The sequence below is a fragment of the Sporosarcina sp. ACRSM genome (assembly GCF_022346545.1).
Lineage (GTDB): Bacteria > Bacillota > Bacilli > Bacillales_A > Planococcaceae > Sporosarcina.
Map to the genome: position 1 here is coordinate 107,503 of NZ_JAKRNU010000009.1, position 12,802 is coordinate 120,304.

Genomic DNA, 12,802 nt, shown 5'->3' on the forward strand with positions numbered 1-12,802 from the left:
TTTCTAAAGGGAATACAATCATTAATAAGCCCACGCTCTTCTTGTTTCTACAAAGCATGCATACAGTGAATTAGGCAGATCCCAAACAAACGAGGAGGACATCTATGTTAAAATGCATTGATTGTGGCTATGAGCAGCCAACAGGGAAATTTTGCGGTGATTGTGGAAGCAAATTCGAAGAGTCGAATGTTCTACATAATCCCCGCCGGGCTACAACCGTCCCAGCCAAAACAAACGTCCATGTCGAACAGTTGATTGTCCAAGCGAAAGCGTACCGTTCATATTTCCTCCGCCAATTAAAAAAGCCCGCACTCGCCTATGAACATGGCGAAGCCGGGATTGCAAACGGCCTGATCAGTATGCTGTTACTTGGTATTTTAGTGACACTGTCCCTCTTTACGGCTTTACGCCAAAGTCTCGCCAATGGATTCCTTTCGTTTTTCGGCGGTGCATTCATCTTTACATTATTAGCCATCACCATCGCACTCATCGCCCTATACGTCACCACTTCATCGCTCGGTCCACAACAATCCATTAAAACCATACTCAGCTTATATGGAGCCCACTTACCCCCTCTTCTTATCGGTGCAACAGCTTCCTTCCTATTAATGATCATCAAATCCTACACCTATGGACATTTATTGCTCAGTCTTGTTTTTCTCTTTGCCATCTTGTTAGTGCCGCTTTACCTACTGAGCGCTTTAATCCTGAAAAACCCAACAACAATTGATCCGTTCTATATTTTCATCGTCTACTTGCTCGCTTATTCCATCCTCTTCAGTCTGTTCTTTATACTGATTGCCGATTCAGCAATCGGTAGGTATGTTAGTGAGCTGCTGTATTGGTTTGTCTAAAACGATAACAACCTCCCGATCGTCTGGCTGATCGGGAGGTTGTTTGTTGGTTTAACCTATATTGTAAGAAAAGTATACTTCGTCATTGATTCGTATACTTCACCCACATCTAAGATGGATGAATGGAATTGAGGGTGCTTGATGGAATCAGGCGGTGCCTGCGTTTCTAAACATAACCCTAAATGATTTTGCGCCTTTTTACCTCTGATTGTATAGTCGCCTTCCAATTTGTTTCCTGTATATACAATAACAGCAGGTTCGGTTGTCTCTACCACAAGTTTTCTACCACTTTTATGATCTTTTAAGACAATTTCTTGATGCTGATTTTCATTCAGTAAAAAAGGATGGTCATAACCATTGGTCGCCAATACAGTTTGTGGATGTGTGGATTTAACGCCATCGCGAACCGCTCTTCCTTTTTGAAAATCAAAAACCGTTTGCTCCACCGCCAGTACTTTCCCGGTCGGAAGCAATTCTTCATTCAATTCGATAAATTGACGGCTACTGATCTTTAATTCATGATCTAAAATAGATCTTTTTAAGTCGCCACTTAAGTTGAAATAGGTATGGTTGGTCGGATTCAATATTGTTTTTTTGTCCGAAGTCCCCCAGTAAGAGATGATCAGCTCGTTATCAACTGTAATGGTGTACGTCATTTTTATTTCAAGATTTCCGGGATAGCCTTCTTCCCCATCAGGGCTTACATAAGAAAATATAATGCTGATTTCATTTTCTTTTTCAATTACCGTTGAATCCCAAAGCACTTGACTGAATCCCTTATACCCACCGTGTAGATGATGATTGTTTTCATTTGTAGTGATCCGATAGTCATTTCTGTCTAAATAGACAACTCCATTCTTAATGCGCCCCGCAAATCGCCCGACCACTGCCCCAATATAATGAGGGTTGTTGTGATATTCTCCCAACGTATCAAATCCCAATACAACATTTTCTATTTTCCCTTCACGATCGGGAGTCCTAATTTCCGTAATGATGCCCCCATAATCCAGACAAGAGAGCTCGAATCCTCTTTGGTTCTTAACGGTATATAAAAACACTGGCTGTTTGTCTATCATGCCAAACAACTTCTTTTTCACTTCCACTGCCAGCCGCCATCCTTTCAACATAAAACAAAAAAGTCATGATTGGTTGATTTCAACAGGTTGGCCGGTTTGAATGGATTGGTAGCAAGCTTCGATTACTTGCATGTTACGGATAGTAGATTGTCCTGTAATCGCAGGGCTTGAATCATTAAGAATTGCCTCGGAAAAATGCTCAATTTCCAGTCGATAAATATCGCCCTCGATATTTTCTTCTCGCGTCACGCCGTCACTTTGGATAAGAAGCGAACCATTTCCACCATTCACGTCCGGCCGGAATGCTAAAGAAACCTTAATTGTCCCCTTCGTTCCAACAACTTCATATTCATTGCGTGCAGCCATATCAAAGCTGCAGTCGAAAATTGCCGTCACGCCATTAGCCATTTTCATATAGCCATAAGTACTAATGTCCACGCCGGCTTCAGCGTCAAACGATGCCAAGGCCTGCACTTCTATAGGTTCTGCATCTGTTAAATAACGGGTCACATGGATTGTGTAACAGCCAAGGTCATATAAGCTACCTCCCCCCATCGCCTTGTCCATTCGGATATCTTTAGCCCGATTCTCCAAATAAAAGGAATGACTGGATTTAATAAGCTTCACCTCACCAATTTCTCCGGATGCAATAACCTCTTTCACCCGTGCATGCTGCGGATGCAATTGGTACATGAACCCTTCCATGAATTTCACATTGTGATCATGGCATAGTTCTACCATTTCAGCAGCTTCCGAAGCGGACAGTGCTGCCGGCTTCTCACAAAGGATATGTTTCCCTTGTTCAGCCGCTTTGACTACCCATTCTTTATGCAGATGATTTGGAAGAGGAATATAGATCGCATCGATTGTCGGATCATGCAATAATTCCTCGTAGCTTTCATATGCTTTCGGGACTTTTAGCTTCGAAGCCACTGCATGAACCTTACTTCCCCGGCTTGCCATTGCAATCAGCTCTGCATTTTCGGCGCGAACAATCGCTGGAATCACTTGCGTTTGAGCGATATTTGCCGTACTTAGAACGCCCCAACGGATTTTTTTCATTGTCCCTTTCCCCCTCTATTTTCTAAATGGCTTTAGCTCCTCATTTAGCGCTTTCGTTTGTGCGTAGACTTGTTTATAAATCGTAAATAATGCGTGATACTTTTTCACATTTTCTTTAATCGGTGTATAGGATGACGCTGTTTTAAGAAATAGCTCTGCGCATTGTTCCAATGAATCAAACCAGCCACAGCCATATGCTGCCAACATGGCTGCCCCCATACCGGGTCCTTGCTCACTGGATAACTTGATGATATTTGCATTAAAAATATCCGCCTGCATTTGTAACCACGCTTCATTTTTCGCGCCACCACCAATGGAGATGATTGTATCGATGGTCTTGCCACTTTCCCTAAAGAGATGAATGGATTCATTCAATGAAAAAGTGATGCCTTCCAAGATTGCCCGGACAAAATCTTTCTGCGTATGGGAAGTGTCCATTCCGATAAAGCTGGCTCGAATTGTGGCGTCCGCATGAGGTGTCCTCTCCCCGACTAAATATGGGGTGAAAAGTAAACCGTTTGCACCGATCGGTACCTGATCTATATCCGCAAGCAACTCATCGAAATTTTCGTTCTTCGCAAAGACATTCCGGAACCATTCGAGGCTATGTCCGGCAGCTAACGTCACGCCCATCGTGTAAAAAGCTTGTTCCTTTCCATGATTAAAAAAGTGAACTTTTCCTGCAAAATCGCGCCCCTTATTTTCCTCATAAGAAAGGATGACCCCAGAAGTTCCAATACTGCACAACGTTTTCCCACTCGATAAAATCCCTGCACCAATGGCACCGCATGCATTATCCGCACCGCCGGCAAATACTTTTGTCGCTGGGTCAAGTCCCGTTTCCTTTGCATATTCGGATGTGATGTTCCCGACATAGTCATGCGATTCGAGTAATGGTGGACAAATGGATGGATGGATACCGAATTGTTCACACATCTCCTGACTCCACATTTTTTCCCCGACGTCGAGCAATAGAGTTCCTGCCGCATCTGAATACTCGCTATGTATCTTCTCAGTCATCCGATACCGTACATAATCTTTTGGAAGCATGAAGTGGGCAACTTGTTCAAAAACCTCCGGTTCATACTCTTGCACCCATAGCAGTTTGGGCAACGTGAAGCCTTCCAAAGCGGGATTTTTCGTGATGTCGAGCAACTTCCCCTTGCCGACAACTTCATAGATTCTTTGGCATTGTTCCGTTGTCCGCGTGTCATTCCAAAGAATGGAATTGCGCAGTAGCTTTTGCTCTTGATCCATTAAAACAAGACCATGCATTTGACCTGAAAAGCTGATTCCTTCAATATCTTGAGAATTTCCTTCCAATTGCTGTACCAGTTCCGAAAGAGCTTCTGCTGTTTTTTGGACCCATCGCTCAGGATCTTGTTCACTATAGCCAGATTTCTCCTGTATGAGTGGATAGGCTTTCGTGATTTCCTGACATACATCGCCCAACTGATTGACCAATAGAACCTTTACTGCACTCGTTCCCAAATCGATGCCAATGACATATTTCATGACTTCACCCTCATCTACTTTAGATAAAAAGGACATACTAGAAGTCTATAATCTGATTCTAGTACATCCTTAGTTTCAACCAATCATTATGCAGAGGTTACTGATAATAAATACTGGTTGATGGTCGCTCTTAGCCGTTCGGCACGCCCGGAAGTGTTTTGAATTTCCCCTAACTGCAAGGCATACTCTTCTAAATCCCGGAAGTTCGTTTTCCCTTCAACAATTTCTTTCCCAATCCCATGATTGTAGCTGTCATAACGCGTTTCAATAAATCCATCAAGTACATTATCATCGATCAACTTTTGCGCCACTTTTAATCCGACTGCAAAACTGTCCATCCCAGCGATATGTGCATGGAATAAATCCTCCTGTTCAAACGAGCCTCTTCTCACTTTTGCATCGAAGTTCAATCCGCCTCGTCCCAGTCCGCCATTTTTCAAGATCTCATACATCGCTAACGTTGTGGCGTATAAGTCTGTCGGGAATTCGTCCGTATCCCAACCGAGCAATGTATCTCCTTGGTTAGCATCGACTGAACCTAGCATGCCATTGATACGGGCATAATGTAGTTCATGCTCAAAGGTATGCCCAGCTAGAGTGGCATGGTTCGCTTCAATATTAAATTTAAAATGATCTTGTAAATCGTAGGATTGTAAAAAGGCTAACCCTGTCGCCACATCGAAATCATACTGATGCTTCGACGGCTCTTTCGGCTTTGGCTCTATTAAAAATTGACCATCATAACCAATTTCCTGCGCATAATCGACCGCCATATGGAAAAAGCGACCTAAGTTATCCAATTCCAGCTTCATATTCGTATTCAATAACGTTTCATAGCCTTCGCGTCCTCCCCAGAATACGTAGTTTTCAGCCCCCAGCTCTTTAGCCACTTCCAACCCTTTTTTCACCTTGGCAGCTGAATAGGCAAATACATCGGCATTAACGGCAGTTGCAGCCCCATGAACAAAACGTGGATGTGAAAACATATTTGCCGTATTCCATAGAAGCTTTGTCTTACCTGTTTGCATATAATCTTTGATCATCGCCACAATTTCATCGAGATTCCGATAGGTTTCCCGGAGATTTGCGCCTTCTGGGGCGATGTCGACATCATGAAAGCAAAAGAAGGGAACATTTAATTTCTCAAAGAACTCAAATCCTGCTTCTACCCGAGCTTTCGCCAAATCCATACCTTTAAACTTATCCCAAGAACGGATCATATTGCCGCTGCCAAATGGATCGGATCCATCCATTGTGAACGTATGCCAATACGCAACACCGAAACGTAAGATTTCTTCCATCGTTTTGCCTGCCACTTTTTCTTCTGGATTATAGTATTTAAATGCAAGCGGATTGGTCGATGTATGTCCCTCATAGTTGATGCGATTGATGTTTTCAAAATAAGTCATGTTCAATTCCCCCATATACTTTTTAGTTACAAGATCCGATTACTTCTTACTAGCAATGTCAATCCAGACAGCGACAATCAGGATGAGGCCTTTCACGATATATTGCCAGAACGTTTCAATGTTCATCATGCTCATCCCATTATCGATACTTGCCATGATCAACGCACCAATCAGCGCGCCAACGACTTTCCCTTTCCCGCCCATTAGACTGGTTCCACCGATTACACAAGCTGCAATCGCATCGAGTTCGTACATATTTCCGGCATTTACAGTAGCCGCATTCAATCGGCTTGTTAAGATCACGCCAGCAATTCCTGCGAGTGCACCCATTGAAGTGAAAACCCATAACGTATTCCTCTTGATGTTAATACCTGACAGGGCAGCGGCCTCCGGGTTTCCACCAATTGCATACACATATCTGCCAAACGATGTTTTTGAAGAAACAAAAATAAAAACAGCCGCGAAAAAGACAACGATCAATATAGGCGTTGGAATTCCTTGATAACGATTCAACATATAGGTTGCTAATAAAATGAAAAATGAATAGATACTTATTTTTCCATAATCGATCAGTGGCGCTGGAAGCAATAGGTCCAAATTTTTTTTTTTGGCCCGGTTCCACATAGTCCATACAATCAACAGTCCGATACTGACGACCGCCAAAATATAACCGATGGTGAATGGAAGGTAACTATTACTAATTGCCTTAAAACTGTCATTCATCGGCGAAACCGTTTGCCCTTTGCTTAAACCGATTAGAATCCCCCGGAATATCAGCATCCCGCCTAACGTGACGATAAAGGCCGGGACAGCTCGATAAGCAACCCACCAACCTTGCCAAATACCGAAGAGCGCTCCGACAACAATCGCCGCAACGACAACAGCAAATGTACTCCAGTCGTACCAAACATGTAAAATCGCCGCCACTCCGCCTGTTAATCCCACCAAGGAACCGACAGACAAGTCGATATGCCCCGCTACAATGATCAATGTCATCCCGATGGCTAAAATAGCGATGACGGACATTTGAGAAAACAAGTTGGATATATTACGAGAGGATAGAAACTCTCCACCTGTAAAAAATCCGAAAATAACGGCGATCAACACCAAAGCAATAATCAGTGTGTATGCCTGCATATCCAGTTTGAAACTTAGCTCTCTTTTTTCGTGCGCTTCTATATTCGCTGCGGGTTGCGTTTTCACGACTTTTCCCCTCCTGTAGCACATGTCATTATTTTCTCTTGTGTTGCTTCTTCCCTACTGAATTCCCCAGTAATTTTCCCTTCTGCCATCACAAGAATCCGATCTGACATACCGAGTACTTCAGGTAACTCAGACGAAACAATCACGATCCCGACACCTTGACTCGCCAATTCATTGATGATTTTATAAATCTCATACTTCGCTCCGACATCAATCCCCCTCGTCGGCTCATCTAAAATCAACACTTTCGGGTCATTTAACAACCATTTACTCAGCACAACCTTTTGCTGGTTTCCACCGCTTAGTTGTCCAACCAACGCCTCCAGATTGGGCGCTTTCAAATTCATTTTATATGTAATATCCCCAGCCGTTTTCACTTCCAAGGCATTATCGATCACCTTTAATTTCATCATTTTGTTCAAGGCGGCGAGTGTTGTGTTTTTAGTAATATCCATCCCTAAAACAAGGCCGTAGCGCTTTCGGTCTTCAGAAACATAAGCCAATCCTTCTCTAATCGCATCTGCCGGATTTTTGATAGAAGTTTCCTTTCCATCTATCAAAACCGTCCCGGTCGGATTTCCCTTCAAGCCGCCAAACAAGCTCATGAATAATTCCGTCCGTCCAGCACCCATCAGACCTGAAAAGCCAAGTATTTCACCTTTTTTCAGCGTAAATGAAACATCATTAATTATTTTTTTACCGTGATGATCCGTTACTGTATAATTTTTGACGTCGAGTATGTTTTCAGAACTGATCGGGCGTGCTTCATAAGGGAAAAGCTCTGTCAATTCACGGCCTACCATTTTCGTGATAATCATTTCTTCCGACAAGTCTTCGATCCGGTCCGTACTGACGGTTTGCCCGTCTCTTATGATCGTCACAGTATCCGCCAATGTCATGACTTCGCCCAATTTATGAGAAATATAGATGCAAGTGACACCCTCTGCGCGCAAATCATTGAGCAATTTTATTAAAATATCGACATCGCTTTCTGTTAAGGCAGCTGTAGGTTCATCCAATATAAGAATCTCTGTCTTTTGGGTCAACGCCTTCGCAATTTCAATCAGCTGTTGTTTCCCTACTGTCAAATGCCCCACTTTTGTTTGTGGGTCAATATCCAATCCAATATGATTCAACCACTTTTGGGCTTCCGCATAGATTTTATTCCAATCAATAATTTTCGCTCTCATTAGGTCATGGCTTAAAAATAAATTCTCAGCTACTGACATTTCTTCCACCAAGGCAAGCTCTTGATAGATAATGGACACACCTGCATTTTGCGATTCTTTAATCGATTTAAGCTCTACCTTTTGACCGTTTATCAAAATGTCACCGTCATACGTCCCGTGTGGATAGACGCCGCTTAACACTTTCATTAAAGTGGATTTACCCGCGCCATTCTCACCACATAAAGCATGAATTTCACCTTTCCGCACTGAAAATGTGACATGATCAAGTGCACGTACACCCGGAAATTCTTTTGTAATGGCTTTCATTTGAAGTGCGTAATTTTCCATTTCAGATTTCCACTCCTAAAATAGATAAATTGAAAGGGGGAATACAATCCCCCCTGAAAAGGTCTAATTATGGGCGTGATGGACGCTCATCTTCTGGAACATTTTTATAAACATCGTCATAAGCATGAAATTTGTCTTTGATCAATGTGTCAACGATATTTTCTTGACCGACCTTGATCGGATCTAATTTAATGAAAGGAACATCAATTTTTCCATTGTTAACCGTGGAATCCGAAGTTATGGTTTCACCTTTCGCCAATTGCACTGCCACTTCAGCACATTTGGTCGCGATGGCTTTGATCGGTTTATAGACAGTCATCGTTTGCGTTCCTTCAGCAATTCGTTGAACACCCGCAAGGTCTGCATCTTGTCCCGAAATCACAACCTTACCTGCCAATCCTTGAGCGTCTAGCGCCTGAATAGCTCCGCCAGCCGTATTGTCATTTGAGGCAACAATCGCATCAATGTCATTTTTATTGGCTGTTAATGCATTTTCAGTGATTTTCAGCGCTTCGTTCGCATCCCAACCTTTTGCCCATTGATCACCGATAATTTCGATGTCCCCTTTGTCAACGAGTGGCTGGATAATGTTCATTTGGCCTTCTCTGAACATTTTTGCATTGTTGTCTGTTGGTGATCCGCCCATCAAGAAATACTTTCCAGTCGGTACTTTCTCCACCAAATATTCGGCTTGCATTTCACCTACACGGACATTGTCAAAAGAGACATAAGCGTCAATATCCGCTCCGTTCACAAGACGGTCATACGCTAATACAGGGATCCCTTCGCTCTTTGCTTTATCGACAACCGGTGATAAGGCATCCGAGTTGATTGCGATGATGACCAATGCATCGATATCCTGTGATAACATGTTCTGAATTTGCGATAATTGTTTTTCCTCGTCCCCATTTGCAGATTGTACAACGACCTCTGCTCCAAGTTCTTCTGCTTTCGCAACAAAGAAATCACGGTCATGCTGCCAGCGTTCCAACGTCAAGTCAGATACGGAAAGTCCAATTTTTAGTTTGCCATCGGGCTTTTCCCCTCCACTTTTGTCCGTTTCTTCTGCTGGTGTGCCAGCATCTTGTCCACAAGCCGCAAGAATCAGCATCATGATTAAAAGTAAAACGATCGATTGTAACCCCTTACATCTTTTCATAATTGAAAAATCCCCCTTTTCCAAATTGTGCTACCTAACAATCTATTTTGAGTTTAGCACCAAAAACTTAGTTTGTCTATCTAATAAACTAAGTTTATAGTACAATATTTTCAACAGACAGAATTGTTAATAATATAGAAAATGGTGAAGTCATGAAACAAATTACTTGGAATCAACATGTCGTCAAAAGAATGAATAAAGAGATCGTCTTACAATCCATTATCGGACTCGCCCCTTTATCCCGCGCTGAAATTGCACAACGATCCGGCTTAAACAAAGCTACCGTTTCCTCCTTGGTAAACGAACTGATCGAGGAAGAACTGATTTATGAGTCAGGCACCGGTGAATCAAGCGGAGGTAGACGACCTGTCATCCTTTTATTTAATGAACAAGCGGGTTATTCAATTGGCCTCGATATAGGGGTAAATTATATGCTAGGCATTGTGACAGATTTGGTTGGGAATGTCATCTATGAAGTAAATCAAACCATGGATACTGACCTTCCATTTCAAGAGCAAATGAAACTTGTTATTGATACAATCACAACACTTATCAGCCACACACCTAAAAGCAGGTATGGTGTGATCGGCATCGGTATTGGTGTACCTGGGATTGTTGATAACCATGGAAAAGTATTGCTGGCACCAAACTTGAAGTGGGAGGATGTAGATTTATTAAAAATGCTTGAAGAAGAATTTGATTATCCTATCCTTGTCGAAAATGAGGCAAATGCTGGGGCCTACGGAGAAATGCGGTTTGGAGCGGGACTGGAATGCAGCAATCTAATCTATGTAAGTGCCGGAATAGGAATTGGTGTGGGCATCATCTTAAATGGAGAACTCTACCGTGGCATGAATGGTTACTCGGGCGAAAGCGGTCATATGACCATTGTCAAAAATGGCCGAAAATGCAATTGCGGCAGTAACGGTTGCTGGGAGGCCTATGCTTCCGAGCATGCACTTTTACGACAAGCAAAGGACTTCTCACATTTAGCAGAAGCCAGTCTTGAACAATTGATCGGTTTTGCGGAAAACAATGATAAAGATGCACGCGCTCTCTTAGAAGAAATCGGTTGTAATATGAGCACCGGAATTACAAACCTGATCAAGACATTCAATCCTCAACTTGTCATCATAGGAAATCGGTTAGCTAAAGCGGAGAGCTGGATACAAAACGCCATTATCAAAACCGCTAAACAAGAATTGATGCCCTTTCACCAAGCCGATATGAACATCCGTTTTTCAAAGCTATCCGACTACTCGGCAGCACTTGGTGTATCTGCTTTTGCCATAGAGGAGTTTCTTAAAATCGACCAAGCAGCACTTACCAACACGTAAGGAATCTTAAAGTCGACCATTTACTAAACAATGTATCGTAGAAAGTTCATAACATCTTAGGCGAACTTCTCAACGCTTTTCATAATCGAAGCAACACTCTTTTCTCTCATTATTCAGTGAAATATATTTCCTTTACATTGGAAAATGTGATAGTTTAAAAGGATACAGTGAAAGGATGATGAACATGGCACAAGTTGAAAGTTTCTTACTCGATCATACAAAAGTGAAAGCCCCATACGTGCGTCTTGCGGGAACCGAACAGCATGAGAAAGGCAGTTCCCTCCAAAAGTACGACTTACGATTTTTACAACCCAACCAGGACGCAATGCCGACTTCCGCAGTTCATACACTCGAGCATCTGCTCGCGACGTATATGCGCGATGAACTCAAAGGGATTGTCGACATTTCACCAATGGGGTGCAGAACTGGATTTTACATGATCATCTGGGATGAGCATGAGCCAAAAGAAATCGCTGCTGCGCTGACAAAAGTGTTGGAAAAAGTGATCACAACCGAGCATATCCCTGCAGTCTCCGCCCTCGAATGCGGAAACTACCGCGATCACTCCCTCTTCGCCGCACAAGAATATGCGAAGATGGTTGTGGAAGCCGGATTAAGTGACGATCCTTTCCGCGCGGAAGAAGCAATCGCCCGTTAATAGGAACAACTATAAATAATCAGCAGGAGGCCTCTTATTTCGATAAGTGGGCCTTCTGCTGTTTTTTTTAATAAAAATGAAAAAATTTAATAATTTGAAGGTATTTTCTCTGCTGAGTGGGAATGTAATAGAGTAAGTAGGAATTTGTTTTAGTGAATATCAAAACTAGGGGATGGTTAGATGAAAAGATTATGTCTTTCTCTGCTCGTACTTGTTTTGCTTTTGACTCAGACACCCATGACACAAGCGACAGCCTATCATATGCCTGACGGAACACAGACAAACCATGATTCCATCAACACCTCGCTACTTTTGTTCGATATAGGCTCCTTCAAAAACTTGCAGGATTATTTTTATTCCTTTATGGCCTTAAGTTGGACAACCGACTATACAGAAGGAATCGCCAATGCTGAGCCCACTATTGATAAGGAAACCGACGAATCGCCTGAACCAAGCTCTACCAGTTATTTGTTGGATACATCCAAAACATATACATGGACTTCCTATGTTGACGGCCAAACGACTCTTTCAACTATCGCCTATTCCGATGAAATTTACGAAGAACAACCGGAGTGGGATCAATGGAAAGAAACGATAGACGGTGAAACGAGCTACTTTCTTATGAAAGAAACGGAAGAAGGTTTGTATACGGGATACCCTTATTCCGAATATTATTCTGATTTAAGGTATCCTTTATTTGAAGGGAAAACTTGGGATACTTCTGATGAAGAAATCGACTTCAATACGTACACCGTCACGGCGATGGATCTGGATGTCACGGTGAAAGCAGGCACGTTCCATGATGTCGTCCAAGTGGATGCCTCTCATGGATGGACGTTCTTTTATGCGCCTGATATCGGTTTGATCAAGACGGAGCAGAATGGAACAGTCATGAATGAGCTTAGTAAGTTGCAAGATTAATTTGGAAACGGCTGCGCATTAATTGCCAGCCGTTTTTCTTTTTGAAAATTTTTGTCCACTTTCTTCCCCTTTCGTTCTATATAAAGGGTGA

The 12,802-nt window shown here is 42.6% G+C and carries 11 protein-coding genes; 4 read left to right on the top strand and 7 right to left on the bottom strand.

What is annotated here, in order from left to right; all coding sequences use genetic code 11:
- The first annotated feature begins 104 nt into the window (after positions 1-104).
- A complete protein-coding gene (locus tag MHZ95_RS14820) occupies positions 105-854 on the top strand; it encodes a hypothetical protein (protein ID WP_239391563.1) in 750 nt (249 codons plus the stop codon).
- 56 nt (positions 855-910) lie between these two features.
- Here MHZ95_RS14820 and MHZ95_RS14825 read toward each other — a convergent pair whose 3' ends face one another.
- The 7 genes from MHZ95_RS14825 to xylF all read right to left on the bottom strand — a co-directional run bounded on the left by MHZ95_RS14825 (position 911) and on the right by xylF (position 9,795).
- Positions 911-1,957 carry an aldose epimerase family protein gene (locus MHZ95_RS14825; RefSeq protein WP_239391564.1) on the bottom strand — a complete coding sequence of 349 codons (1,047 nt, stop codon included), beginning with the start codon at positions 1,955-1,957 and terminating at the stop codon, positions 911-913.
- 36 nt (positions 1,958-1,993) lie between these two features.
- Complete coding sequence (locus tag MHZ95_RS14830; RefSeq protein WP_239391565.1) at positions 1,994-2,992, bottom strand: Gfo/Idh/MocA family protein; 999 nt, start codon at positions 2,990-2,992, stop codon at positions 1,994-1,996.
- A gap of 15 nt (positions 2,993-3,007) precedes the next feature.
- Positions 3,008-4,507: a xylulokinase gene (xylB, locus tag MHZ95_RS14835; protein ID WP_239391566.1), complete on the bottom strand. Its 1,500-nt coding sequence runs from the start codon at positions 4,505-4,507 to the stop codon at positions 3,008-3,010.
- 86 nt (positions 4,508-4,593) lie between these two features.
- Entirely contained in the window at positions 4,594-5,916 is a 1,323-nt protein-coding gene (gene xylA / locus MHZ95_RS14840; RefSeq protein WP_239391567.1) for a xylose isomerase, read from the bottom strand.
- 39 nt (positions 5,917-5,955) lie between these two features.
- Positions 5,956-7,053 carry a sugar ABC transporter permease gene (locus MHZ95_RS14845; RefSeq protein WP_304649404.1) on the bottom strand — a complete coding sequence of 366 codons (1,098 nt, stop codon included), beginning with the start codon at positions 7,051-7,053 and terminating at the stop codon, positions 5,956-5,958.
- A gap of 62 nt (positions 7,054-7,115) precedes the next feature.
- Entirely contained in the window at positions 7,116-8,636 is a 1,521-nt protein-coding gene (locus tag MHZ95_RS14850) for a xylose ABC transporter ATP-binding protein (RefSeq protein WP_239391569.1), read from the bottom strand.
- A 67-nt stretch (positions 8,637-8,703) separates the two neighbouring features.
- Positions 8,704-9,795, bottom strand: a complete 1,092-nt coding sequence (gene xylF, locus MHZ95_RS14855; protein ID WP_239391570.1) for a D-xylose ABC transporter substrate-binding protein — start codon at positions 9,793-9,795, stop codon at positions 8,704-8,706.
- A 152-nt stretch (positions 9,796-9,947) separates the two neighbouring features.
- Here xylF and MHZ95_RS14860 point away from each other — a divergent pair, with 152 nt between their 5' ends.
- From MHZ95_RS14860 to MHZ95_RS14870, 3 genes are all read left to right on the top strand, one after another.
- Positions 9,948-11,132, top strand: coding sequence for an ROK family protein (locus tag MHZ95_RS14860; protein ID WP_239391571.1), 1,185 nt, complete (start codon positions 9,948-9,950; stop codon positions 11,130-11,132).
- Positions 11,133-11,316: 184 nt separating this feature from the next.
- Complete coding sequence (locus tag MHZ95_RS14865) at positions 11,317-11,790, top strand: S-ribosylhomocysteine lyase (protein ID WP_239391572.1); 474 nt, start codon at positions 11,317-11,319, stop codon at positions 11,788-11,790.
- 180 nt (positions 11,791-11,970) lie between these two features.
- Entirely contained in the window at positions 11,971-12,711 is a 741-nt protein-coding gene (locus tag MHZ95_RS14870) for a hypothetical protein (RefSeq protein WP_239391573.1), read from the top strand.
- Positions 12,712-12,802 lie beyond the last annotated feature (91 nt).